General features: G+C 34.7%; 24 protein-coding genes and 4 pseudogenes. 22 read left to right on the plus strand and 6 right to left on the minus strand.

Features of this window, described 5'->3' with window-relative positions:
* Positions 1-18 precede the first annotated feature (18 nt).
* The 8 genes and pseudogenes from ACM26V_RS04205 to ACM26V_RS04240 form a co-directional block, all read left to right on the plus strand.
* Positions 19-582: a DUF443 family protein gene (locus ACM26V_RS04205; protein ID WP_416150200.1), complete on the plus strand. Its 564-nt coding sequence runs from the start codon at positions 19-21 to the stop codon at positions 580-582.
* 167 nt (positions 583-749) lie between these two features.
* Positions 750-1,085, plus strand: coding sequence for a TIGR04197 family type VII secretion effector (locus tag ACM26V_RS04210; protein ID WP_416150201.1), 336 nt, complete (start codon positions 750-752; stop codon positions 1,083-1,085).
* 17 nt (positions 1,086-1,102) lie between these two features.
* Positions 1,103-1,591 (plus strand): T7SS effector LXG polymorphic toxin, encoded by a 489-nt coding sequence (locus ACM26V_RS04215; protein ID WP_416150202.1) that lies wholly within the window; start codon positions 1,103-1,105, stop codon positions 1,589-1,591.
* 141 nt (positions 1,592-1,732) lie between these two features.
* Positions 1,733-2,848, plus strand: coding sequence for a pre-toxin TG domain-containing protein (locus tag ACM26V_RS04220; protein ID WP_416150203.1), 1,116 nt, complete (start codon positions 1,733-1,735; stop codon positions 2,846-2,848).
* Positions 2,849-2,865: 17 nt separating this feature from the next.
* Positions 2,866-3,255 (plus strand): hypothetical protein, encoded by a 390-nt coding sequence (locus tag ACM26V_RS04225; RefSeq protein ID WP_416150204.1) that lies wholly within the window; start codon positions 2,866-2,868, stop codon positions 3,253-3,255.
* A gap of 391 nt (positions 3,256-3,646) precedes the next feature.
* Positions 3,647-5,182, plus strand: a complete 1,536-nt coding sequence (locus ACM26V_RS04230) for a T7SS effector LXG polymorphic toxin (protein ID WP_416150205.1) — start codon at positions 3,647-3,649, stop codon at positions 5,180-5,182.
* A gap of 109 nt (positions 5,183-5,291) precedes the next feature.
* Entirely contained in the window at positions 5,292-5,666 is a 375-nt protein-coding gene (locus ACM26V_RS04235; RefSeq protein WP_416150206.1) for an immunity 22 family protein, read from the plus strand.
* Between the two features lie 91 nt (positions 5,667-5,757).
* Positions 5,758-5,879, plus strand: a pseudogene (locus tag ACM26V_RS04240) (DUF4274 domain-containing protein); the annotation flags it as partial.
* 101 nt (positions 5,880-5,980) lie between these two features.
* Here ACM26V_RS04240 and ACM26V_RS04245 read toward each other — a convergent pair.
* On the minus strand, positions 5,981-6,130 hold the full coding sequence (locus tag ACM26V_RS04245) for a hypothetical protein (RefSeq protein ID WP_416150207.1): 150 nt from the start codon (positions 6,128-6,130) through the stop codon (positions 5,981-5,983).
* Positions 6,131-6,346: 216 nt separating this feature from the next.
* On the opposite strand from ACM26V_RS04245, the pseudogene ACM26V_RS04250 reads away from it, so the two are divergent.
* Positions 6,347-6,754 (plus strand): annotated as a pseudogene (locus ACM26V_RS04250) (DnaB-like helicase C-terminal domain-containing protein); the annotation flags it as partial.
* Positions 6,755-7,143: 389 nt separating this feature from the next.
* Here ACM26V_RS04250 and ACM26V_RS04255 read toward each other — a convergent pair.
* Together ACM26V_RS04255 and ACM26V_RS04260 are read right to left on the minus strand one after the other, a co-directional pair.
* Positions 7,144-7,920, minus strand: coding sequence for a DUF1829 domain-containing protein (locus ACM26V_RS04255; RefSeq protein WP_416150208.1), 777 nt, complete (start codon positions 7,918-7,920; stop codon positions 7,144-7,146).
* Positions 7,920-8,369 carry a DUF6978 family protein gene (locus ACM26V_RS04260; protein WP_416150209.1) on the minus strand — a complete coding sequence of 150 codons (450 nt, stop codon included), beginning with the start codon at positions 8,367-8,369 and terminating at the stop codon, positions 7,920-7,922. The genes ACM26V_RS04255 and ACM26V_RS04260 overlap by 1 nt, the downstream gene beginning before the upstream one ends.
* Positions 8,370-8,717: 348 nt before the next feature.
* On the opposite strand from ACM26V_RS04260, the pseudogene ACM26V_RS04265 reads away from it, so the two are divergent.
* The 6 genes and pseudogenes from ACM26V_RS04265 to ACM26V_RS04290 all read left to right on the plus strand — a co-directional run.
* Positions 8,718-8,849: pseudogene (locus ACM26V_RS04265) on the plus strand (DnaB-like helicase C-terminal domain-containing protein); the annotation flags it as partial.
* 16 nt (positions 8,850-8,865) lie between these two features.
* Positions 8,866-9,114: a hypothetical protein gene (locus tag ACM26V_RS04270; protein ID WP_416150210.1), complete on the plus strand. Its 249-nt coding sequence runs from the start codon at positions 8,866-8,868 to the stop codon at positions 9,112-9,114.
* A gap of 479 nt (positions 9,115-9,593) precedes the next feature.
* Positions 9,594-10,793 (plus strand): hypothetical protein, encoded by a 1,200-nt coding sequence (locus ACM26V_RS04275; protein WP_416150211.1) that lies wholly within the window; start codon positions 9,594-9,596, stop codon positions 10,791-10,793.
* 3 nt (positions 10,794-10,796) lie between these two features.
* On the plus strand, positions 10,797-10,952 hold the full coding sequence (locus ACM26V_RS04280; protein ID WP_416150212.1) for a hypothetical protein: 156 nt from the start codon (positions 10,797-10,799) through the stop codon (positions 10,950-10,952).
* Positions 10,953-11,962: 1,010 nt separating this feature from the next.
* On the plus strand, positions 11,963-12,925 hold the full coding sequence (locus ACM26V_RS04285; RefSeq protein WP_416150213.1) for a helix-turn-helix transcriptional regulator: 963 nt from the start codon (positions 11,963-11,965) through the stop codon (positions 12,923-12,925).
* 75 nt (positions 12,926-13,000) lie between these two features.
* A pseudogene (locus ACM26V_RS04290) lies at positions 13,001-13,629 on the plus strand (type 1 glutamine amidotransferase family protein).
* 1,148 nt (positions 13,630-14,777) lie between these two features.
* Here the strand turns inward: ACM26V_RS04290 and ACM26V_RS04295 are convergent.
* Genes ACM26V_RS04295 through ACM26V_RS04305 form a run of 3 tightly spaced genes read right to left on the minus strand, consistent with a single transcriptional unit; the run spans position 14,778 to position 19,058 of the window.
* Positions 14,778-16,442: an ABC transporter ATP-binding protein gene (locus tag ACM26V_RS04295; protein ID WP_416150214.1), complete on the minus strand. Its 1,665-nt coding sequence runs from the start codon at positions 16,440-16,442 to the stop codon at positions 14,778-14,780.
* Between the two features lie 6 nt (positions 16,443-16,448).
* The gene (locus tag ACM26V_RS04300; RefSeq protein ID WP_416150215.1) at positions 16,449-17,654 is read right to left on the minus strand and encodes a radical SAM protein; all 1,206 of its coding nucleotides are present in this window, start codon (positions 17,652-17,654) and stop codon (positions 16,449-16,451) included.
* An 18-nt stretch (positions 17,655-17,672) separates the two neighbouring features.
* Positions 17,673-19,058, minus strand: coding sequence for a radical SAM protein (locus tag ACM26V_RS04305; protein ID WP_416150216.1), 1,386 nt, complete (start codon positions 19,056-19,058; stop codon positions 17,673-17,675).
* A gap of 989 nt (positions 19,059-20,047) precedes the next feature.
* Between ACM26V_RS04305 and ACM26V_RS04310 the strand changes: the two genes are divergently transcribed.
* The 7 genes from ACM26V_RS04310 to ACM26V_RS04340 all read left to right on the plus strand — a co-directional run bounded on the left by ACM26V_RS04310 (position 20,048) and on the right by ACM26V_RS04340 (position 26,749).
* A complete protein-coding gene (locus ACM26V_RS04310; RefSeq protein ID WP_416150217.1) occupies positions 20,048-20,824 on the plus strand; it encodes a DnaB-like helicase C-terminal domain-containing protein in 777 nt (258 codons plus the stop codon).
* A 12-nt stretch (positions 20,825-20,836) separates the two neighbouring features.
* Complete coding sequence (locus ACM26V_RS04315) at positions 20,837-21,103, plus strand: hypothetical protein (RefSeq protein ID WP_416150218.1); 267 nt, start codon at positions 20,837-20,839, stop codon at positions 21,101-21,103.
* Positions 21,104-21,119: 16 nt separating this feature from the next.
* Entirely contained in the window at positions 21,120-21,254 is a 135-nt protein-coding gene (locus tag ACM26V_RS04320) for a hypothetical protein (protein WP_416150219.1), read from the plus strand.
* Between the two features lie 838 nt (positions 21,255-22,092).
* Positions 22,093-23,916 (plus strand): pre-toxin TG domain-containing protein, encoded by a 1,824-nt coding sequence (locus tag ACM26V_RS04325; RefSeq protein WP_416150220.1) that lies wholly within the window; start codon positions 22,093-22,095, stop codon positions 23,914-23,916.
* A 26-nt stretch (positions 23,917-23,942) separates the two neighbouring features.
* Positions 23,943-24,260 carry a hypothetical protein gene (locus tag ACM26V_RS04330; protein WP_416150221.1) on the plus strand — a complete coding sequence of 106 codons (318 nt, stop codon included), beginning with the start codon at positions 23,943-23,945 and terminating at the stop codon, positions 24,258-24,260.
* Positions 24,261-24,707: 447 nt separating this feature from the next.
* Positions 24,708-25,712: a WYL domain-containing protein gene (locus ACM26V_RS04335; protein WP_416150222.1), complete on the plus strand. Its 1,005-nt coding sequence runs from the start codon at positions 24,708-24,710 to the stop codon at positions 25,710-25,712.
* A gap of 98 nt (positions 25,713-25,810) precedes the next feature.
* A complete protein-coding gene (locus ACM26V_RS04340) occupies positions 25,811-26,749 on the plus strand; it encodes a hypothetical protein (RefSeq protein ID WP_416150223.1) in 939 nt (312 codons plus the stop codon).
* The last annotated feature ends 77 nt before the right edge of the window (positions 26,750-26,826 follow it).

Genomic DNA, 26,826 nt, shown 5'->3' on the forward strand with positions numbered 1-26,826 from the left:
AACACCTACATTTTAGATATGAGCCAGTCCAAATGGAATATCGTATTCCCATTTTTAACATGGATCCTTCCACATACCATCTATAAAGTGGATGGAGAAGAGATTAGTAAGAAGTTGAAAGTTCCGAGTGGATCTCAAAAAAAAATTAACATAAGTATCTTATTTACAGCAGGGATCGGAATATTTCTAGGGAACTTACTAACCGCTTTGACAGATTATTTTTATATTGCAAGTACGACGTTGGTTAATATTATAATAGCAGCATCTGTAATGCTACTAATCATTTTAGTACACTCACTTTTAAGCAACAGGAATAAACAAATTTTTTATAGATTAGGTGCACCAAAAATATTATCAAAGGAACGTATTTGGATCAGACCAATGTCATTTAAACATTTTGTTAAATGTCTGTTTATATACTTTTGTTTTCTAGTATTTTTTGTAGCTAGTTTAGTACTAGTTATTACAATTAGTAATATTCTGGCAATCGTATTTGCTATTTTTATTGGATTTTGTTTATCAATTACTAATGTTGTATATTTAGGAATTGGTGATACTACAGTGAAATTCAAGAAAAAATAATGTAAGTTTCCTCATAACAGAATAATTGATTTAAACTGCAGAATCTGTTATTGCACAAGAGAATGATGCTGTTTCACAAAATTTTGGTCTTTGATAAGAATTAGAACGTGCTTCCTACCAATCTAGTATAACGAGCTTCAGCATATACATATACTTCATTTTTTGGATTGAAAAATACCCAAGCGCAAAGGGAGTTGAATGAAATATCTAAAGAAGTTTCTATTAATATAAGTGTTTTTCGCTCGAGTGTATCAAAGTTAAAATCGTCTGTAGCCGATATAGAGGTGAAACGATCAACAAGTTCTTTTAGCAAAACAAATATTGAACCGTTCACGAAGGATGTAGAGAATATCATAGACACATTGGAGTTGTTAAAGAGGTATAAGAGAATGTTGGAAGTAGATTTCTCTACTTTACGGCAGACAGGGGAACAAATGAGGGAAACAGATGAAGAGTTAGCATCCGCAAATCACCTTCATATTCGTCCACAGCCAATTCGTTAAAGAAGAGAGGAAGCTCCATGGGCCATAAGGTAGATTTGTCAGAAGTGATAGCCTTCTCCGATGAATTTAAATCAACATCTGAAGATATAACCGTCAGTCTATTAAAAGTAGCACAGAGCATCGAAGACATTTGCAATATGAGTTCTTTTTCTGGGGAAACCGCAGATCAGGCAAAATATTATTTTAGTGATTTTCATCTGACAATGTTGACCACTTTTAACGGGGTATTGCATGATATCCATCAAAATTTGAATCAACACATAGAAGATTTTCAATCAAAGGTAGATGAAAGTAGTAAAACGATAATCAATAGTGACTATGTGAGAGACACCATGGAGGATCTTCATGAACAAAATGAAGCGTTAGAAGTACTTCATCATGAAGTGAGTAACATCATTCGTAGCGTTTCAGATATTAGCAGTGCAACGACGCCGTCCGTCCGTAACGTTAAGGATGATCATGATACGGCGATTAACGTAGCCGAAAATGTCCTAGAAGATGTATAATCTTTCACAAGCGTCGGTCGACGTAGCACGGCGGAAATAGAGAGCCTATTACAAGAAATCAAAACAACGTTAAATCACGCAGGTGCTGTTAATGGTAGTGCAAGGTTTACAGATTACAAGGGAGGAACAGTATCTGCAGGATTGGCCACACTTAGAGAGTATAATAAAACGCTCGTAACGTCAGTGGAAGTAAATCAAGATTCCATTAAAAAAATGTCGTTACTGCAGATTAAGCAATTAAACGACGCGGCAGCAAAAGGTATGGATGAGAGAAATCAGAAGATTTTAAATCGTGCTTTTACAGATCTTATTAATGGAAAAATTGATCGTGAAACTTACTATAATATTTTCGTAACGAGGAAGAAATGGAGTGAAGGGGAATTAAAGGAAGATATTCCTGATATTGTTACGGTAGCGACTACCTTAACATATTTTACTCCGGTTTTCGGAGAGTTCAAAGCCATGTATGGTGTTAAATACGGTGTAGATCCGATGACCGGCCAGCCTTTAAAAGAGTGGGAGAAATCACTTGCGGCGTTTACGATTGTAAGTGCCTTAGCACGACGGAAGCGACCTATCTCAAATGACGAAGTAGCTGAAGCAGAGGACTGGGGATCATTTAACAAAGTAATGAAAGCAACTGCTATTATTAGCTTTAAAATAGCTTTAAACAGATCCCATGATGTACCAGGCGAATATATCAAAGAAAACCCCCGGGAGTCTGTATCTACAGTGGCGGATTTCATTCCAATTTTGGGAAATGTAAAAGCAGGGCAGGAAACAGTTACAGGCGTTGATGCTATTTCAGGATATGAATTGGAACCATGGCAAAGATGGATTTCTGGCGCTGGAATTATCGGTGGAGGTCTTGGTAAATTTGCTGGTGGTATTATTGGGAAAGGGCTTGGTAAGGGTACGGTTAAAAATCCTTCAGGTTTTGCAGAGCGAGCTAAGCTAGAAGGACATTTTGATAAGCATGGAAAGGAATTTGGCGGACTATATAAAAATGCAGATGAGTATCTTGTAGGTGCAAAAGAAGTTATTAATAATGGTATAAAGGTGAAGTATGAATATAAAGGTGAAATAAGGACAGGATATGTCAAGTTTATGGGTAATAACAAAAATGGTAAAGCAAAGTTTGAATTTGTAGGTACTAATAATAACGGTGAGATTACTACCTATCATACTCAAAGTGGCAAAAAGTTTTGGAAGACCATTAATGGTGAAAATATTCCAGTAATTAATCCGGCAGAGTAGGAAGTGAGGAATTATATATGGTATATACGGCTCTTGTTAAAAGGCTAGACCCACAAATTGAGGAAGAAGTAACCATTGAAATAGATGGTATTGAATTTACAGGATTTGCTTTTATTTGTCCTTATAAAATTGAAGTAGGTAAAAGTTATTCTGTATTAATAGGGTTTACTATATTAGATGAGTTAATGATTCGTGAAATCCAAGGAGAGAAGAAAGAAATAGAACGTATTGGTTTAGGGTATGAATATTATATAAGAGGTTTGTTACATGAGGATACAATTGATGTAGGGATAGTTTTTACTGACGAAGATGAGTATTTCTCTGCTTATCCTAAATTGATGGATAAGCATGTTGAAATAAAAGTTGACAGAATTAGTATAGAATTTTTAAGGACAACTACTGATTAAAAGGAGAAGAAGTTTAAATTCATAAAGTATTAATAATCACAATAGTTTATATAGGTAACTGTAAAGCACTTGATTGCATTATTTTCGGTCATCAAGTGTTTTTTATAAGTGAATCAATTTCATAGTTTTTCAAAATAGTGAAAATTTGGTCATTTTTATACACTCCTAGTTAGGTTATCGGAAGATTGGTTTAGCTTAGGTGCTAACTAGAATTTTTTTGTAAGCGCTTGATTTAATTCAGGCTGAGGTTGATCACTTCACTTTCTCTCATTTGATATTTATATAGACATAGAAAATAAACGGTTTTTTCTAGGGGGTTGTTGTTAGTAGAGGAAAAGAAAAGTATTAGAATGGAATATCATGATCAATCATTCACATAATAGTTTATGAATTGTCGAGATCGTTATCATCAACATCTGAAGATATAACCGTCAGTCTTTTAAAAGTAGCACAGAACATCGAAGACATTTGCAATATGAGTTCTTTTTCTGGGGAAACCGCAGATCAGGCAAAATATTATTTTAGTGATTTTCATCTGACGATGTTGACCACGTTTAACGGTCTGTTGCATGATCTCTATCAAAATTTGAATCAACACATAGAAGATTTTCAATCAAAGGTAGATGAAAGTAGTAAAACGATAATCAATAGTGACTATGTGAGAGACACCATGGAGGATCTTCATGAACAAAATGAAGCTTTAGAAGTACTTCATAGTGAAGTGAGTAACATCATTCGTAGTGTTTCAGATATTAGCAGTGCAACGACGCCGTCCTTCCGTTTCGTTAAGGATGATCATGATATGGCGATAGACGTAGCCGAGAATGTCCTAGAAGATGTCCAATCATTCACAAGTGTAGGTCGACGTAGCTCGGCAGAAATAGAGAGCCTATTACAAGAGATCAGAACAACGTTAAATCATGCGAGGGCTGTAAGTGGGAGTGCTAGGTTTACAGATTACAAAGGAGGAGAAACAACTGTAGGATTGGCCGCACTTAAAGAGTACAATAAAACAATAGGAACGCCTGTGGAAGTAAATCAAGATTCCATTAAAAAAATGTCTTTAATGGAGATTAAGCATTTAAACGACGCTGCAGTAAAAGGTATGGATGAGAGAAATCAGAAGATTTTAAATCGTGCTTATACAGATCTTATAAGTGAAAAAATTGATCGAGCAACTTACTATAATATTTTCGTAGCGATGAAAATATTGAGCCAAGGGGGTGTAAGTCGTCTAAGTGTCAATCAAAGAAAGTTAGAGATAGACACTTGGTGGGATAAAACGGTTACCAATAGCGTTCGTCAAACGGAATATATTTGGAAATTGGGATCCGCGCTATACAAAGCAAACAATAACGAGGATGTTGAACGAGAGATTACTTCAGTAGCGGCTGATCTAACACCTGTGCTTAGTAACTTTAAGGCAGGCTATGAAATTCTGTTTTCAGTTGATCCGATTACTGGGCGTGAATTAGAATCTTGGGAACGTGCATTATCTGGTGTTGGCATTATTGGGGGACCATTAATCAAGGGCGTCAAACATGGTGGTAAACTTATTAAGGGTACGAGTAATGTTAGAGATATATCTAAAATAACAACTAAAATAACTGTTAATGATATACCAACTGCAAAAAGTGGTAACTTTAATATATTTTTCAATTCCCTTACAAGCAGGGAACTAGATGAACTGTGGTTAGATAAAATGATTAGAAAGAGAATTGAGCGTCAACTTAGAGCGCCGGGAGGTTTAAATGAATGGCATTTAGTTTCAAGGGCTCCACAATTTAAGTATTGGAATATTGGTTCTGAAAAGATTAAAGAATTACGAACAGTTATATCGGATGTTAAATTTGTCAACCCAAACGGTGCTCATGGTGGATTAGGCTCAACTAAAGCACATAATGAATTGTTTAATAGATACTTCTAGCGACTACAATACATTTGTTAGAAGACTGAACAATTGGGCTAATTATAGACTTGAGGGTGGGGTTTCGTCATTACCGAAAGATCATAGATTAAAGTAGGAGGATACTATAATGGAAAAACAAGGATTGGTTTCTATTTGGTTAGGTAATTTTAAAGAAGAGTACTCTATAAGAAAGTATGTAGATTTAACGTATGACGAGGATGGTGAATCTGTCCCTTCCCAATTTTTTATTGATTTTAAAATTGATATGGATGAAATAGATGAGGCTACTATAGAAAAAGTGGTCTATGAGAATACTAGTAGTGATATTTTAACATTATTAGGTGGGTGTTCGTTTGAAGAAATTATCATTCCAAAAATAAGAAAAAGTATAAACTTAAAGAAATCATATAATGCAGTAATTCTGATATATAATTTTGAGCATAACAATGAAATTACTTCAACTGGTAATTTTGATTTTATCGCTACTATAAATTATGAGTAAGAAAGCGATGGCTAACATAGAGAATACTTATCTGGTAGGGTTGCTTAATGATGCTGATAAAACTAATTAAATCAGCCAGTTAAGTAAGGTAGATAATTCACTAATGCTCCATTTTTTGCAGTAAATTATAATTGGAATAGTGGGTTTGATACACCAACAGTAATCTTAGAATGTGAAGCTTGTGATTTAGGGACATGTTTACTCATATTCCATTAAGAAAACAGGTACGCTGATCCTCAAGGTTTTAAAGCACTGTGGGTCAGGTACCAGAGTCGTCAACTGACTAAAGAAATCTCTTTTAAAAGAGGTTTCTTTTATTTTTTATTTGTTCTGTGTTTTTCAGGTAGCCATTTTTTTCGAAATTCATTTTGTCCTAAAGAAAGCCTTTCAGCACGTTCCTCGATCAATTCATTCATGGACTTACCCTTATACTTTAGGTGATGTTTTAATATTTTTCCTGACATATATATCCCTCTTTCAAATGCTATAATATCCAATTAGATATTTATATATACTATTAGGAATTTTTATATATGATGAAATACTACAGAAAAGTTAGATAAAGTCCTGGAGGGACAACGTGCAAAGGGGAATTTGTGTTAATGGACACGTATTATCATGATAAATTAATGGGACAAGGGACCTCTGTCCCACGACAGCATCCAGACATGTAGCACTTCATTATTATCGACTACCTGCAGCTACTAAAGTCAACGACAAACAAACAGAATCGTCAAGAAGAAGTAAGCGAGATTTCGCGCTCGTTGAAAGCAATGGCCCGTGAACTAGGCGTCCCAGTTATCGCCCTATCCCAGTTATCACGAGGCGTCGAATCACGTTCCGATAAACGTCCGAATCTCTCAGACTTACGCGAATCAGGTAGCCTAGAACAAGACGCCGATGTCGTCGCATTCCTTTATCGTGACGACTATTACAACCGAACCAATGTCTCAGACAACACCATCGAAATCATCATCGCCAAACAACGCGAAGGCCCCGTCGGCACCGTTGAACTAACCTATGAGAAAGAATATAACTTGTTTATCAATCGAGACGAAACGACAGAAACGGTCGAGCAAATGACATAGTAGTACGGAAGGAAAGTAGAAGGGCAGATCTTTCCGGGGAAAACGTAAGTAGAAAGGAGGCAACCTTGAACGAGCGTAGTGATAGTTTTTGAATCTAGATGAATTTCAGATTCAGAGGTGTTTTGATTTTCAGCGGGTGGGGAGTGATGTTCCGAATAATGCTCAAGGTTTTTTGATACAAGATTTATCGCAGTTGAAGGTTCTTTAACGAGGGGAAATGCGACGGGTCTTTGACCCTCTATGTGATAAAGTGCTAGGGTCAAAAACCTTTTCTAAAACAACCGAAAAACCCGTCCACTCGGTTATAATAACAAAAAAACACACAAATTGTGTGCTATTCACAAATTATTAAGAAATTATCTGCACGTGTTTCATTGAAGCTCTAGATATCAAGCAGACAATTCCTTTATATATTGATTTTTCTCGGACCACAATACTGGTTTTACTTGGTACTCAGAAAATGCACTGATGATATTTCTACTCACTTTCTTTTCCGAGTCATTAATAAATGCATATAATATAGAGTTTGATTTTCTTGTATCTCTCGTATCATCCCAAGCAAACAATAAGGATTCTGATTTTTCTCTAGTGAGACTGTTGATGGATTTAATAATTCTTTCCGGGTTATCTTTAAATTTAGGAATAACAAAGTCAAAGTTGTGATTAAAACCACTTTTACCAGTAAAAGTAACGTTATCTGTATACCTAATTTCATTTTCAATTAAATAATTTTCAACTTCTTCGAGAAAAATACTTGTAACATTATCTCGAGTTATTAAAAACATATCATTTACTGCAAGCATGGCTTGAAGGATGGCGTGTTTTTTTTGCGGAAAATTCTCTATTGTGGCATTCGTGTACAATACTTCGCCGTCTAGTTTCACAGCATAGCTATTTAAAATTACTTTAAGTAATTCTGTACGCTTGTTCGAAGAAAAGATATCACAACCAGACATTAACAACTCGTTAACGATATAACCGTCGTCAGATAGTATAAGCTTGTCACCATCAGGGATCACGTAAATCTGCAGGCGGTCTCTATTTCGATCGGTCAAGGGCGAAGTTATTTGGAAAACGCCATTAAGATCCTTCACTGTAATTCTTTGGTTCAGCCAATTGACATATGAATTTTTCAACTGATCTTTTAATTGATCTTGTAAAGGCATTAAACTAATCCTCCCTCTTCAAACGAGTAGTTACTTAATTGTACTTTATTATACTCTAAGAAATCTACCAACGTTTGGATTAAATCTTCAGAGTTTGTATCGATAATATCTGGCAATGGAAATGCCCAAGAAAGGTCGTATCCTTCTCTATAAATATGTATGTGTGGACACTCCACTGTAGTACCGTCTGGGTTATCATGAGGAGGACCTTCTAGATCTAGTCTTAACAAGCGAACGCTTTTTTTATACCTAGTTTGATACGTACATTTATTGATGTTGTATTGTCCTTTTCTGTTGATATCGAATATGAATTTATCTTTACTTGACTTAACACTAACTGCTTCAATTTTTGAGTATTCAGTAGGATTTGGGAATTTGATGAGATATTTTTTACATTGCATTTTTTTAAGTACTTCAATTAACTCATTTGCTTCTGCTTGGGTTAACATAACTTGGTTCCTCCTAAAACTTCTTTACCTTTCAAAAATTGTAATTGAGTTCTTTAAGTAGTTAAACTTTTTTAAATACGGTTTCAAGACATTTTGGATATGAAGATAAGTGATCATCATGGTCATCTAGATTAACTTTGTTAAAGCATTTAACAAATGAATATCTCCACTGGGTTCCTCTCCTGTGTTTGGCATTTAAAACACCTCTTCTTTTATATTTCAACATAATTTAAAAGATTCCTTCTTAAAAAGTAAATATTCATATTAAAGATGTGAATTTAGTGTAATTAAGTACATGCAGCTTTTAAAGTCAGCAACAAATCAGCAGACCCGTCAAGGAGAAGTGAGAACGATGTCGAAATCATCATCGCCAAACAACGTGAAGGCCCCGTCGGCACCGTTGAACTAACCTATGAGAAAGAGTACTACTTGTTTGTCAATCGAGACGAAACGAAACGACAGGGATGGTTGAGCAAATGACATAGGAGGAAGACAAATGGCCACCCGAACGATCAAAGACGTGTATCAAGAAGCCATCATCGAAGACTTTAAAAGCCTGGTTTATCTCATCGAATGGCTCGTCTACGAACAGAAAGCCGCGACGATGGACCGTGACGCCCGCAACATCGATGTCATCTTAACTAAATACGGCCCCACCCTCAACCCCCATATCGCTGCCTATAAAGCCAAAGTAGAAGGCCAGGTCGTTCCTGGGAAAACGCAGGTAGGAAGGAGACAACCTTGAACGAGCGTAGTGATAGCCTTTGAATCATGATAGATGTGAGATTCAGAGGTTTTTGTTTTTGAAGAGGGGGGCGAGTAAAGTTCGGAACAATGTTTTAGGTTTTTTGATACAAGATTTATCGTAGTTGAGGATTTTGTTTCAGATAAGTTCACGAAATAGTCATTATTATTTGTATGATAGAAAGGAATTTCCTCACTATTTGTAGAAATATATGGTATATAGATGGACCTGTTGGATTAATAAGAAGAGTTAAGGTGCATAACAAACAGGATGTTAGTCTTAAGCAACTGTTGTGAAGATGATACAAAATTAAAAGTGAAAAATTGGTTTACACCGTTGCTTATATTACCTATATTCTCTGAAGGATATTTGCCATCATAATCATCTTCAATGATATAACTTCCAGTATCTTCAGCCAAATTTAACAGTTCCACCCTAAGTGGTCTTATTTACTTTATAAGCAAGGAGAAGATGGTCTAATGTGGGATATCGGAAAAAATTATCACAGTCGCTTGTTGGATATGAGTAAAGCATTCGATAAACCGATTGAGCGTTTGAAGAGTAGTTATACGAATGAAAAGTTCACCAATTGGATTGTTTGGCTGCTGTTAGCACCTTTTCGAGAGTTAGGTCAAATACTTAAAGTCCAAGAAAGAATAAAGAAACTGCCTGCAGAAAGCATTACAGCTTTAACGGTCCCGTTTTTTACTTTTAGTAACGTCATTTATCAAAACGCTGTGGGCGATCTCACTAGTTTTATAGAATATGTTGGAGTGGGTACCATTGGGTTTCTGGTAGGTTACCTCCTGTCCTTATTGATTTTCCTTACATACTTATTGGACTTCGACAGTGACCACTTTCATACGGGTGCTTATAGAGTGCTTAAAAGGCAAGAATATGAAATGTTCCATAAAGCGTTCTTAGACAATAAAGGTGATTTCTACTTTAAAGGTGTCTATGACTACATTGGAACAATGCAAACCAGCAGCAACGACTTTAACGCATTGTCTGATAAAGTAAAGGATTTCTTTGAAAAGGATAAGATGCAGTTGGAGTTGAAGTTTCAATTATTACAAATGAGATACAACCGTTTAGAAAAAGAAAACAAAAAGCAAATTGATAAAGTAACCGCAACATATGAGGATCTCATTGATGAATACGACGCAAACGTAAAAGACTTATCGGATGGTTCAGAGTACGTCATTGAATTAATTAAAGACATTAACAACGTGTTATTTCGTATAAGGAATGGAGTATTCAGTAGTAAAGATTTAGACTTGGTTTGTGGGTTTACCTTGCACGAATTGAGGGGAACAAAGTTATATAGGTTGGAGGATGTCGGAACATCAGGTCGAACACCTAAAATCATAGACATTGACGATCCTTTTTATAAAGATTGGGGTGTTGTCAGAGTCGTGAAAAAGAACATGAAACTACCTGTCATTAACCATCCTTATGAAAATCACATCATCGTTTCGGTCAAAATGAACATAGATCGTGATAAACAATGGGTTTATAATTTTCATTTTGATTCAGATAATAAAAAAGTTAATCACTTATTGGTAAAAAATGATATAATAGATTCAAGAGAAGTGTATCGGTTAATTCATGCGTTGTGCTTAGTGACAGAACGGATGAATAGAACATTAGGTTCAACTTATGCTGAAGGAGGCGAATAAAGTATGGCTAAAGAAGTAGAAATCATTCATTTCAAATCACAAAAAAATATCAATCAAGATCGTAAAGAGAAGCTGGAGAAAAGAAAAGCGGATATTCGTCGTCGGGTAGAGGCAATTAAAAACAGCAATGATCATAAAAGGGATAAAGTAAAAGCATAATCAAAAGGGAGATAGCTAAGAAAAGGCTATTTCCCCTTTTTCATGTCCTGTTTCATCTTCTCAATGGATTGTTTCTTGTTTTCAATGGACTCAAACCGTTTCTTAAAATTTCCTTTGCGATCTCCTAGATGAAGGGTCTTAGGTTTTGACCGTAGATGAATAATTTTCCCCAACCTTCTCACTCCTGTCTTCTCATTTACCTTTTATTTATGTTTATGCCTAGTCTAGCCGGGCATGACAACATAGAAACATACAAGAGAGTTTATCGTCTGTGTTGCAACTTCCTGAAACGAAAATCATTCCTTTAACTGAATAATGGTGGAACTGGTTGCGTAGTGATCGATATATAGAAGAAGCGGTACATAGTACATATTATTAATGATTATTTTCTGCGTAGTACAACGAATGCTATTCAATAGAAAAGGATATCCCACAATTTGTACGGTTGCGGAAGACAAAAGCCTAATTCCTCGTTAAAGATAAGGAGGAATTGGGCTTTTTCACTTAAAATCTTTGACGTTCTTCTATTGGTAAACATGTTGACATCAAGTGCTAAATTTCGTGCCAAGTGCTGGTAAAAAACATGGCAGAGGTGGTACATTTGTGGCTGTAATTAGAAACCGAGCATATACATATACATTATTGAATCACAATTGTGGTTCCTGACGCCCAATCTAGTATAACTTTAAAGTGCTCGGCGACTAAGAACCATGTCCAGTGAATAAGTTTTTCCTTGAACAGTAACCTCCATACTATGATATGACATTTCTCTAGGGCTAGATGCTAAAAAAGGATAATTACCTTTTTTAGCGAATCTATAAAATAGAGAGTTGGATATACAAGGGGGAAATAATATGCCGTTGAGTAACCGAAAAAGATTGTTAATGGTGATGGATGTGCTAAGAAGAGAAACTGACGGGTTTTCTAACTTTTAAATAGAAATTCAATGAATAGGTAATGTTTTTAGTATTACCTTAAAATAAAGTTATTTCCATATAGAGGTGGATTCTGTGGCTAAAATTGACAATGTATTAGCGATTCTATGGATGCTTCGTTCAGGTGAAAAAATTACAGCGAAACAAATTTCAGAAAAGTTAGAGATGAATATAAGGTCTGTGTATCGTTATATTGATACACTTTCAATAAGTGGTGTACCTATAATTTCAGACTCAGGACATAATGGTGGATACACGTTAATGAACAATTATATTGAAGCTCCTCTATTTTTTGATTTTGAGGAGCAAACCTCACTATTTCACGCTGCTATTTTTGCAGAAGAAGCCGGGTATTATGGAGGTGAAGCACTAAATAGGGTTATTTCAAAGCTAAGGAAATATTCGAATCAAGAACAGGAAACAAAGATAAATAATCATTTAACTAGTCTTGAAGTAATAAGTCGATTAAGTTCCCTCGCTATGGAACCTTTTTTGAAGGAATTAGAGCAGGCCGTAGCTGACGGATACTCTGTAAAAGTTCTATACCTTAAAAGTGGTGAAGGGCAATCAAAGGATAGATTGGTGGATCCGTACAGAATCATTTATTGGCATAATAAGTGGTATGTGATAGGTTTTTGTCATCTTAGGAAGGCTATCCGTAGTTTCAGAGTAGATCGAATGGAAAGTCTAATGATAACCGAAAATAAGTTTAACCGACCAGATAATTTTTCGGGGAGTGACTCTTTTATGAAAAACCTTCTTCCAACTATAGAAGATAAGGAAGAGATTATTTCTTTGGTCATTAATGGAGATAAAACGGCATTGGATGATATTTGCCAACATTGGTTTTTAGGACATTATTTACAAGAGTGCACTTCTAATCAAGCAGTATTTCTCCTTGAGAAAGGTATCATACATACATATGTACCTTATTTACTTTTACCGTATGGTAAATCTATTCGAGTTATTCAGCCAATCAGTGTTAAGAAAAGACTGATTGAAGTTTTGTCAGAATTAATAACATTTCATCAAATGTGATAACTTCCCTGACGCTAGGTGTCAGGGAAGTCATGTTATATTTGGCTATATTAAATGTGAATGGAGTGTTATTGGATGCAAACAAAAAACGTTTATCTTTATGTATTTAACACAATGTCGGACTGGGAATATGGATATTTAATTGCGGAATTAAACTCAGGAAGATATTTCAAAAAAGATGTAGCCCCTTTAAAAGTAATTACAGTAGGAGCTAATAAAGAAATGATTACTGCGATGGGTGGAGCGAGCATAAAACCAGATATTTCCATTGATGAGTGTACTCTTGAGAGTACGGATCTTATCATTTTACCTGGAGGGAATACTTGGGGAGAAGATATTCATCAACCTATGTTGAAAAATTGGCGTAGCTTTAAAGCTTGGCACTATTGTTGCTGCAATTTGTGGTGCAACTGAGGGACTAGCGAATGTTTGATATCTAGATTATAGAAAGCATACAAGCAATGACTTAGAATATTAAAATGGTCTGTCCAAATTATAAAGGAGAAAAATTTCATGAGATGGAACCTGTAGTATCTGGCGAGAATTTGGTTACTGCATCAGGAGTAGCTCGTCTGGAATTTGCAATGGAAGTAATGAAAAAATTAGATGTATTTGCACCAGATACATTGCATTCATGGTATAAGCTAAATAAGACTCATAAACCTAAATACTTCTTCCAGTTAATGGATTCGATAAGTGGATGAGCTGAAAAAAATCAACATAGCAGTTTAATATTAGTTTAAATAATTACCATGCTTTAGACGATGTCATTTTTGGACGAAAAGTAGTTTCGGTGAAATTGACTTAATAATTGAGACAGAAGACACAGTGATTGGAGTCGAAGTGAAATATCATGCTGGCCTTTCTTCCGATGATGATGTCAAAGTACTGGGGGGCAGGAACCTTTTCTAGGTCGTTCCAGATTCTTTCGGGAAAATCGAGACGGAAAAGCACAACCTTGAACGAGCATAGAGGATCCTTTGAATCTTGATGATTGTCAGATTCAGAGATTTTTTGTTTTTGAAGCGGAAGGGGAGTAATGTACGGAACAATGCTCAAGGTTTCTTGATACAAAATTTATGATTGGGAATGTTTTTTATGATTAAATAGGCCTTTGATGAGTGAGACGATGAGAGTTCTACGATTCCCATGATTGAACCAAATGTTTTAGGATATAAAGACAGCTATTTCCTTTAAAGAAGAATTTAAATAAGTAGGCGTCAAATGGTTCTCATCTTCAATAGAAGATGAGGATCATTTGACGCCTACCGATCTTTAGGCATGTCAGAATCTAAGAAGTGGAACTTTAAAGAAAAGCATTCAATTTGATTATCCCATATCCAACCTCGCACACCACACCATGAATAAAGATCATGAGTGTAGAGTTTATAAAATTGACTTAAAATAAAGGGCTTGAACATTAGGGAGAGTTATTAAGTGATCAAGGAGTAATAGAATTAATCATATTCTCTATCGCTTGGAAGCCCTTTATTTAGGTTAACTAATCATAAAGGCGAAAAGTGAGAAGAACTATTTTACTATTTAAACTTTATGCGGTGAGAAGTATTATATTTAAATTTCGGTCAAAATTATTACATTGTGATGGAGATTAAGTTAAATATTTTTTTTATTGCTCAGCATTAAATATGATACAAGTATTGATACAAAGAGAATTATCATGGTGGTTGGTTTTATACCGCTAACTATGATACTAATTAAACTTATTGAACACAATACAATTGCAATTATTTTAAACATAAATACACCTCCACAATTTATATATAAGATTAGTAGACGGGACAGAAATTTATTTTGTTAATAGTGATTCACATAATGTAAGTAATATTTATATTTAAGTTTCAATTTTGGTTAATGTTCCGGCTTTTATCTCTATTATACTATTTGCTAAAGTTTTAATTCTTTCTTCATGTGAAATTATTATACACAATTTAGAGTCACAGATATTTTGAATGAAATCAAATAATAGGTTTTTTGAACTGTCGTCTAAATTAGAAGTGGCTTCATCTAATATTATTATATCTGGATTTTTAGCGAATACTCGAAGCAGAGCTATCTTTTGTCTTTGTCCCCCAGATAAATTATTTCCTTTTTCATTTATTCTTAGAGAATGTGGGTTAACATTATTAAATATTTTATCATTGAAGATTTTAAAAAGTTGCTCAAGTTTTTCATCACTTATATTAGGATTAGCCATTTTAATATTATCTAAAAGAGTACCAGAAAACAATAAAATAGTTTGAGAAATAATACCTATTCGATCTCTTATTGTTTTAATATTAAGTTTTTTTAAATCAATATCATTAATTTTTATTGTACCATTGTAATCAGTGTATAGACCAAGTAGTAATTTGACGAGAGTAGATTTACCTGAACCATTTGCGCCTTCTAAAACTACATTCTCTCCAATTTTTATTGTGAAGTTAACTTTACTGAAAATTGGATTTTCATATTTATTATACCTGAAAGATACATTTTTGAACTCAATTTTTTCAATATTCTCAATTTCTATACCTGATGAACGATTTTCTAATTCTTCTTCTAGTACGCTGCTAATTCTCTGAAGTGCTACAATTCCTGGTTGGATGGTTATGCTAAAAGAAGCTAATAATTGAACTGGAGCATACGCCATTAAAATATACTGAGTTAGTGCAACATAATCACCTACACTTAAGTTGCCCCTTACAATAAAAATACATATAACTAAGGTAATAAGTACTTGAGAAATATTGGTTGTAAAAGTGATTGCTTCAGTTCCCAATGCAGTTAATTTACCTCGTTTTATCGTTTTTGCAGAAATATCATTAATTTGGTTGCTTAAGTCGATATAAGTCTTCTCTTCATTATTTAAGTGTTTTAACTCGTGTATTCCCTCTATAGATTCTTGTATTTTACCTTTCGTTAAAGCTGTTAATTCAAATAGTTCTTTAGAGCTTAAATGAATCTTATTTAATGATTTATGAGTAAGTACATAAAATACAGGTATAAATATTAGAGTTATGCCTCCTAAGATGCTACTCTTGTTTATTATAAAGTAGAAAGCTCCTAAAGCAGTTATTAAAGCAGATAAGAAATTAAAAATAACTGAAGAAAATAAGATAGAGAGGGAATCTGCTTCGTCTATTCTTGATAGTAGATATCCTTTTTTATTTTTATCAAAATATCTCATTGGCAAATGTAATAAATGTGAGTAGAGATCTTTTTTTATAGTTGTAGTAAATTTAACAGAAGATTTTGTATATAATATACTACTAAGATAATTAATAAAAAATTTAACAATATACAGGCCAAGCAGAGCTAAGGATAAATAGACTATTGTTTCAATATTACCTATCATAACTCCAGAATCGAAAATTTGCTTGGTGATGTACGGGATAATTAGGTTGATAAGACTCGATAATATAGTAATAAATAATATTAAAAGAATTAATCCCCTAATTTTAATTAAATATTTTGAAATAAACTTCAAGCTATTAAGTTTAAATGATCTGTTCATCATATAGCCCTAAAATCCCAAATAACAAATTTCTTTTTTTAAATGCTGATTCGATAGAATCTCCTCGATTGCCCTACAATCAGAACAGGAGTATTTAAACTTACATGATTTACATTTATCTATTTTTTGTAATGTTAATCGCCATAATTCACTTATTTTATCTTGCGAATTAAAAACATTTATAAAATTATCTTTGGATAAATCAAGCAATTCTGACTGTTTTAATGCTGGGCACGGTATTACTTTTTTGTCAGAGGTAATGGCAAGAGTACCATTTAAACAGGGATGCAATTCCTTATAAAAGTTAAAATTGTAAACTAATTTTTGAGGGAAGTTCACGCTTGCGTATTGTTGAAGGTTTTCTTTTAAATCTATAGTATAACTTATTGTAATGTTTTTAAAACCGAGTGATTTCAATTTATCTACACAATGATTATTATAATTCAGACTTGGAGATTCAAATACTATGTTGCAATAATAATCTAAATTATTGTGGTTAAATTCAGTTAAATGAGTCTTAAGTTTTTTAATTCTACCTTCAAAATCTTGTTCATTCATATTGTTAAAATTAATTAATGGGTTAATTTTATATTTTATCAAAAACATTGATATTTCTTCATTAATTAGACTACCATTAGTTTTTAAAATAATTTTAACTTTTTGATCTGCTTTATTTCGAGTATATTTTATTATTTCTAATACCTCATAGTAATTGGTTAAGGGGTCCCCTCCATGAAATACTAATAAATTTACAGAAGTTTTAAGTAGGTCTTTTAATAAATTTTCGTAAAATGAAACGTCAATTTGTTGAGATATATTGTCAGGTTTACAACATGCTAAACAACTGAAAATTTTAGGCTCTTTACAATTTGTACACCCTTCATTACAATCAGTTGGAAATTCTATATAGCAAGTGGTAAAATCCAAATTAGTTGAAGCCATTGCATTTCCTGTTCTAAATTCTTCTTCAACATAAAAAGTATCTGATAAGCTAGCTAAATTATTATTTAAAAGCTTAGTTATGAAATCTGAAACAAGGTTATTATCAAACTTTTTTCTTATTTCATCGATCTGTGTGCCTTTTTTGATTTGTTTTAGAATATTAGTATGGTCTATATCGAGGGAATAAAACACTTTATTATTAATATCATACAATAAAGAACCATTATTTCCAAATGTAACCACACTATATTTACTTAAGATAATGTAATTCATATAAAAAACCTCCCTTTATTATTTATTTAATTCTGGCAAGAGTTTATTTATATTTACTCCATTTTCTATTAAATTCCAAATATATTTAAATTCTTGCTGAGTATCTTTTCTCATTTGATGACAATTAGGAACCATATTATTAAAGTCGAATTCTCCATTTTCATCTACAACTCCTGGATAACAAAATTCACACAAATTTTGAATCGGACAATTCGCACATTTTTTAGTTATTTTACTTATATAATCATTAACCATATTTGAAATTCCCTTGACATTAAACCAATTCTCAACATCACCGATGGGTCTGCTCTGATTTATTCTTTCACAAACATGGAGTTTCCCTTTAAAATCTACCGCAATTTTATCACCAGGAATACATGCACCAGTGTAGGGCATTAGGTGTGATTTTCGAGCTTCGGCAGGAATATTTCTAGAACGATTTAGTATTCTAAAAAAAGAAACATTAAATAGAATGTTAAGAAAGGGCTCGATGGATTCAATCTCTCTATGCAAAAGCTGTTGCGTATATATTTCTCTAAGTTCAACTAAAGTTTCTAAAAATCTATTTTTTTCTTCAGAAGAATATCTCTCATACCAATTAGTAAATGAAGCACCCACTTGAGATATTCTAGCTATTTTTGGTAAAATATCACTGTTTATCAAAAAAAATTCTCTCATTTGGTGTAAATCAGTTCCTGAATCAACGGTAACTAATAATTGGCAATAATCATCATAATACTCAGGATATAATGATTTAATCTTTTTTAAGTTTTTAATAATAATTTCGTAGGTGCCTGTGCCATCTCCAAATACTCTTAATCTATCATGCTCTTCTTTATTACCATTGAGGCTAATTGACAAGATAAATTGATTTGTAGCTAAAAAATGTATTCTTTCTTCGTTTAATAAAGTGGCGTTTGTGGTAATAGAAAACATAATGGGGTTTTCATAGATGTCTTTAGAATAGTGAACTATATCTTTAATTAAGTTAAAATTTAGTAAAGGTTCTCCACCATAAAAACCAATTAAAGGATACTCTAAGGGGAATTTGTATTTTCTAAATTTATAATTGTGGAGATATTTTTTAACTGCTTTTTTTGCGACTTGATTATTCATATATCCAATATTATGCGTTCTTTGATTCGAATAACTACCTGAATACACACAATATTCACATCTAATATTGCACGATTCAGTAACTAATAGGATAAGTTGACTACCACTATTACCTATTAAATATTTCTGAAGTTCCTTTTCGTCTAAATTAAAATTTTCTACCTTAGAATTTCCAAAAACAAAATTATTATGAATTTTGTGTTCATTAAAAGTTACATTCCCATTTATATCGTCATAATAATATGAATTATTTTTTTTCGTAGTAAAATAAAACCCTCTTTCTTCCATTGTTAAAACCTCCCGTTAGAAACTTCTCACAATTTATTATTTTATTAACCTCCAAAAAATCTTTCTTTTGATTTAGGTTGTACCTAATAAGTAATACCTGTTTTTGTGTAGAAAAGTGGAACCATAGAGTTATTAAACTACTATAAATATTTAGTTAAACCATAGAAATCCAATAAATTATCGAAAAGAAACTCTAGACTTTTTACAGAGAAGCATAATGAATTTTAGAAAAGATATGTACATAAGTTAAGCTATTTATATATGCACATATCTTTCTGGAAAACTGCTTTAATTTGAAAGGAAAGTAAAGTAGAACGAGCTAGTGCCAATTGCAAGTCCTGCTGGTCCCGCGGCTGCGCAACCTAAATAGCACGGTCCGGAACAACTCGCTGAGCATGCCCAACTCTCAGGGGAAACATCATTTATCTGTTCCATTTCTTAACACCTCCTTATAAGTAAATATTTGCATATACAACCTCATAAAACAACATAAAATAGGATAAGTTCATAATATATATACATAATGGAATTAAATTCTAATTATTATATTTTATACCATTAAAACTATATTAATATTAGTGATATGAGAATGATTGTTGAGGTAATTTGCATTGTGCTCAAATTAGAATGAATCGGTTTATTACGGAATAATTAATGTGGAACACCAATGATCTTAGATTCTACTTTAATAATTAACTCTCAGAATATGAAACAATACTAGATGTTTATATAATCAATCACTAATTTCTGTTGCCAGCCCTGCCTCCAGTTCTGTATAACTTTACCGTAATGGAGGAATCTTTTGTGGGACACGGACAGTACCTTGTCCCTGATAATTATCTGTAATTGTTTCGTTGCAAAGAAATAAATGAAATTATGTTGAATTTTTCAGGGGGTGTTTTATGTTGATTCAGCAGGTGGGAGGAACGCCAGTGTGCCTGAGCCCCAGTGAGGTATAACATTACCGCACTGGGGCTCAGGTACTTTCTTTGACATATGACCGACTGACGAATGGCCACAGTGAAGGCCAGTTCATCATCGTCGCCGCGAGGCCATCCGTTGGTAAAACCGCATTTGCCTTAAACGTCGCAATGGGTCATATGAAACAGAAAGCATTCGGACATTTGTATTCGCTAGAAATGAGCAAAGAGCAGTTTCTCAATCGAATGATTTCGACCAAAAGCCGAATCGACTCCCAGAAGCTGCGTGATCCACAGAAACGGTTCGACGCCGCTGATTGGAACGCTTACTCCGAGGCCATCAGTGAGTTTACGAAGGAGAACTTGTACATTTGTGACCGCTCATCCGTGATGATTCCAGACATTTATGCGACCACAAGGAAGCTGATGCGACAGCACCCAGACATGCACCACTTCATTATTATTGACTACTTGCAGCTCTTAAAGTCAGCAACAAACAAACAGAACCGTCAAGAAGAAGTGAGCGAAATTTCGCGCTCGTTGAAAGCAATGGCCCGCGAACTAGGCGTCCCTGTCATCGCCCTATCCCAGTTATCACGAGGAGTCGAATCACGTTCCGATAAACGTCCGAATCTCTCAGACTTACGCGAATCAGGGAGCCTCGAACAAGACGCTGATGTCGTCGCATTTCTCTACCGCGACGACTATTACAACCGAAACGATGTCTCAGACAACACGATCGAAATCATCATCACCAAACAACGCGAAGGCCCCGTCGGCACCGTGGAACTAACCTATCAGAAAGAATACAACTTGTTTGTCAATCGAGACGAAACGACAGCATAGGAGGAAAACACAATGGCCCCCCCAAAGATCAAAGACGTCTATCAAGAAGCCGTCATAGAAGACTTTTCAAGCCTGATCTATTTCATCGAATGGCTTGTCTACGAACAGAAAGCCGCGACGATGGATCGCGACGCCCGCAACATTGATGTCATCTTAGCTAAATACGGTCCCACCCTCAATCCCCATATCGCAGCCTATAAAGCCAAAGTAGAAGGCCAGGTCGTTCCAGATCCTTTGGGGAAAATCGAGACGGAAGAGCACAACGTTGAACAAACATAGGAGGAGCCTTTGAATCTTGATGGAAGTGGGATTCAGAGGTTTTTTGGTTTTGGAGCAGGTTGGGAGTTTTGATTTGAACGGAGTTTTGGGGATCCTTGATACAAGATTTATGATAGTGGAGGGTTTTGTTTATGGTTATTTAGAGCTTTAGAAAGTTTTGCGATAAGAAATCGCAGGGACGGTTCTAGTGTTTAAAAAAGATATTTCGCCTCGTGAAAAATGTATAATGTTCGTTTCATAGATAAGAACTCCGATAGGTACTGACACACAACTCATAATGATTTCCGAATTTATTTAAGAAAAGAAAGATTCTTTTTCCGGAATCGTCCCCTTGGTTGTGATACCAAAAAAGGACTACTCATCGCAGTCCATTTAGTTTATTAAGTGTTCTATTTTATTTCGAACACTATTTAATACTTCTGTGTTCACTTTGCCAAATCTTTTTCTAATAATTACTTTTGAAAGTCGTCTCAGAGCCTTTGGGGAAAATGGAGATGGAAGAGCAGAACATTGAACGAGCATAATGAAAGCCTTTGAATCTGGATGTTTGTCAGGTTCAGAGATGTTTTTGGTTTTGAAACAGGTGGGGAGTGATGTTCGGAACAATGCTCAAGGTTTTTTGATACAAGATTTATCGTAGTTGAGAGTTCTTTAGCTGAGGAAGATGCGAGGGTTCTTCGACACTCTAAATCACAGGGACGTTAGCATCTAGATAGAGATGGATAATAATTGAAGATATATATTGTTATTAAAACCATAATATGGAATAATAAAAAGAGAGTCACTATCGTATCTTATGTCATTTTCTAATTGAAAAAGGAAAGACATTGAAACACAACTAATTCTATGAATATAAGTGTTTTTTGCTCGGTGTATCAAAGTTAAAATCGTCTGTCACCGATATAGCAGTGAAACGATCAAGAGTTAGCATCATCCTATCACCCTAATTTTGGTCCACAGCCAATACGCTAAAGAAGAAAGGAAATTCTATGGGACATAAAGTAGATTTATCAGAAGTGATAAACTTCTCCGATGAATTTAAATCAACATCTGAAGATATAACCGTCAGTCTATTAAAAGTAGCACAGAACATCGAAGACATTTGCAATATGAGTTCTTTTTCTGGGAAAACCGCAGACCAGGCCAAATTATATTTTAGTGATTTTCATCTGACGATGTTGACCACTTTTAACGGATTGTTAAATGATCTTTATCAAAATTTGAATCAACACATAGAAGATTTTCAATCAAAGGTTGATGAAAGTAGTAAAACGATTATTAATAGTGACTATGTTAGGGACACCATGGAAGATCTTCATGAACAAAATGAAGCTTTAGAAGTACTTCATAATGAAGTGAGTAACATCATTCGTAGTGTTTCAGATATTAGCAGTGCAACGACGCCGTCCTTCCGTTTCGTTAAGGATGATCATGATATGGCGATAGACGTAGCCGAGAATGTCCTAGAAGATGTCCAATCATTCACAAGTGTAGGTCGACGTAGCTCGGCAGAAATAGAGAGCCTATTACAAGAGATCAGAACAACGTTAAATCATGCGAGGGCTGTAAGTGGCAGTGCTAGGTTTACAGATTACAAAGGAGGAGAAACCACTGTAGGATTGGCCGCACTTAAAGAGTATAATAAAACAATAGGAACGCCTGTGGAAGTAAATCAAGATTCCATTAAAAAAATGTCTTTAATGGAGATTAAGCATTTAAACGACGCTGCAGTAAAAGGTATGGATGAGAGAAATCAGAAGATTTTAAATCGTGCTTATACAGATCTTATAAGTGAAAAAATTGATCGAGCAACTTACTATAATATTTTCGTAACGATGAAAATATTGAGCCAAGGGGGTGTAAGTCGTCTAAGTGTCAATCAAAGAAAGTTAGAGATAGACACTTGGTGGGATAAAACGGTTACCAATAGCGTTCGTCAAACGGAATATATTTGGAAATTGGGATCCGGAATATACAAAGCCAAAGCTAGCACTAACGGGAATGTTGAACGAAAAGTTATTTCAGCAGTGACAGATTTTATACCTGGTGTTAGTAACGTGAAGGCCGGTTATGAAACTGTGTTTGGAGTTGAACTAATTACTGGGCGTGAATTAGACTCCTGGGAACGCGCATTAGCTGGTACCCGGATTATTACGGGATCTAAATCCACTAGAAATAACGAGAATGTTAATCATCCCAAAGAAACTTGGTGGGATAAAACGGTTACCAATAGACTTCGCCAAGCGGAATTTATTTGGAAAGTAGGATCCGGGCTATACAAAGCCAAAGCTAGCAATAACAAGGATGTTGAACGAGAGATGGCTTCAATAGCGGCTGATCTTGCACCTGGGATTAGTAACGTGAAGGCAGGCTATGAAACGGTGTTTGCATCTGATCCGATTACTGGGCGTGAACTAGAATCTTGGGAACGTGCATTAGCTGGTGCAGGGATTATTGGGGGGCCATTAATCAAGGGCGTCAAACATGGTGGTAAATTTATTAAGGGTCCGGTTAAAGTTGTAAATGGATTTGAAGCTAAGGTACATCCAGGGAAGCAAGGGAAACATATAGAAGGTCACTCTAACTATCAATCTGGAAAAAGTATTTTAACTGGTGACTCGCAGAAATTACTAGACTCTCATGCTGGAACAGGTAAAACGATTGGACAAAACAAAGAACGTGTGGATTTTGGACAAGTAATTGGAAAATATGTTGACCCAAGTACTGGTCAAGCATTAGATACAACTAAAGGAATTATTCACTATTCAAAAACAGGTGCACATATAGTGCCTTCAAACCCAATTAGTTGGTAAATATCTTAAGAGGAGGGTATATTATTATGGAGCTTGATGACCTTCATGTGGCGTTACTTCAAAGTATTAAAAATACATATACGTTAATGTTTGAATGGGAAAATGGATTGAAGTTTAAAGGGAAGGTGGATACGTCTTACGAAACCGATAATGGATTGGAAATGGATGAACCAGGATATGTAGAATATTATGCATGTGCTGTAGAAATTCAGGAAATTATCAACCAGCCAGAATTAGTAGGGGACAACATAAAAGTAGGAAATCTCATAGAAGTTTCAATTTATAATGACCTGTTAAGTGTCTCCAAGGATGATGGAACTGTTATTTGGTATAGAAATAAATAAATTGAATTAAAACATATTCCTTGATTGGCTTACATGCCTTTTAAGGTTCTTTTTTATGGTGGGCTACCTAGTGCAGAATAAACGGACATCACCATCGAGATTTTTAAGTACGTGATCCCCAGTGTTTTAAAGCACTGGGGGTCACGTACTTTTTCAAAGTGGTAAATTTCGTGGGAATTGCTGGTAAAAAACACGACAGAGGTGGTATATTCTTGTGGCTATAGTCAGAAACGGAGCATATATTATTGAGTTCCTGATGTCCAATCCGGTATAACTTTAAAGAGTGCTCGGCGACTAAGAACCATGTCTAGTGAATAAGTTTTTCCATGAACGGTAACCTCCATACTATGATATGACATTTCTCTAGGGGAGTTGCTAAAAAAGGATAATTACCTTTTTCAGCGAATATATTACAACAGAGAGTTGGGTATACAAGGGGGAAATGATATGCCGTTGAGTAACCGAAAAAGATTGTTAATGGTGATGGATGTTTTGAGAAGAGAAACTGACGGGGATCATCCTTTAATGATGAGAGAATTGAAGAGAAAAATGGAAGACTTATCTGGAGAAGACTTAGGGGAAACAGGATTACGAGATGATTTGAAATTCTTAGAGCAATCAGATGATTTTCTAGTAGATACATACCTTGAAACAAATGGTCTGGCAAAGCAATACTTTTATGACAGTCGAACCTTTAATTTGAATGAATTAAGGCTCCTTATTGATGCTGTCACATCTGCCCGATTCATCACAAAAAACGAAACAAGCAACATGATTGATAAACTCCTCAAGCTTACAAGTATTCATCAAACCAACCAATTGAGCAATCACTTGAAAATTGATGACCTGGTGAAAAGTGACAACCAGCAAATCAAATACTTCATTTTCCACATTCATCAAGCCATTTCAGCTAGTAAAACCATTACTTTTCAGTACGGGCGATACAATATTGAGAAAAAATATTTCTTAAGTCGCGACGGCGCTTATTACAACATCAATCCTTATGAACTCATTTGGAACAACGATTACTACTATCTTGTAGGGAAGAAGCAAGATACAGGTGACCTTCGTCATTTTCGCGTCGACAGAATGAAAAATGTCAGTGTCACTCAAGAATTATTTGTACGCGATCCTTCATTTAATCCTACAGACTACGTAGGGAAGTTATTTCATATGTACAGCGGGGATGACGAAATGGTCGAAATCGTGTTCGATAACCACTTAATCAACGTGATCATCGATCGTTTCGGGACAAACGTTCATATAACATCTTATAGCGAGACATCATTCTTGTTGAAAACGAGAGCAACGGTCAGTGAAGGACTGCTCCGATGGGTATTAACCTGGGGATCTGACGCAAAGGTGTTGAAACCTGATTCACTTGTTCAAAAAATGCAATCTGAAGCGAAAAAAATGATTGTTCAATATTCTAAGGATTCATCAACTAATTAACCCCCTTTAAAAAACTACAGGGTCTATAGCACTTGTTGACTTATACTTTGGTTATCTCATTGAATGGAATGCAGTCACATTAGAGGAGGGAATAAGAAATGCCTAATGGAAAATACGAAGGTATCTTTCATCCGTTTGAAGTGACAGGGAAATTTTATCAATATGAGGAGAATGGTAAAGTATTTATTTGCCGAAGTGAAGCAAGAATTAATAGAAAACAAACAAATGTACCTCTCCAAGCACTTTTTGTTCTTACGAATCCTGGAAGATGTGAAACGTCCAACAAATCAACCTCATTTTCAGATTTATATTCAGCTACTTATCAAGTAGCTAACCACGATCCTACTATACAACAATTACAAAGAGTCATGAATGAAACTCGTTTAAATCATGTGGCCATTATTAATCTATCAGATTTGAAAAGTGGTAATTTACAAGTTTTTAAAGGCATGTTAAAAGAATCGAAGAATTATCCGGAGTTTCATCACTCGATTTTTGCTCCGGAGCGTCGCAATGAATTAACAAAGCTATTAGATGAGAACCGAGGACCTGTCGTATTAGGTTGGGGACAAGACCCTTCAATAAGAAAGAGAGCGAAACAGGCTTACGTTGAACTAGTCGATTTGAAGGTAATTCCTATTGGATATAAACATGGAGTGTATGATGCATGCTTCTATCATCCACTCCCACCTAATCATGATTTACAGAGAGAATGGAGAAATGAAATTATTTCTCAAATTAACAATGACTCTAATCGTACAACAAAAGCAGGGGAACCGTTGCCTGTTAAGAATACGCCAATGGAATTTAGAGAATATTTGCAGCAGAAGCATTTATTAAAAGCTGGTGAACGGAAACTGAAGGATATATCCATAGAACAGTATATTAATAGACTAGAGAACATGCGTCGTGAAAAAATATATAACGAAGAAAAACAAATTGATTCTCTTTTAGAAAGAAAGATCCAGGAGCGGTATCAGGATTGGAAAACATATAGAAAGACGATTGAGCATTATTTATCATCTAAAAACTACTGATAAGACAAAAATGTCTGTTCCGACGAAGTTGATCTTTTGTCACTTTTGAGTCGAATCCTATTTATTTTTATGTATTT

It is taken from the genome of Salipaludibacillus sp. HK11 (genome assembly GCF_047795645.1).
Lineage (GTDB): Bacteria > Bacillota > Bacilli > Bacillales > Salisediminibacteriaceae > Salipaludibacillus.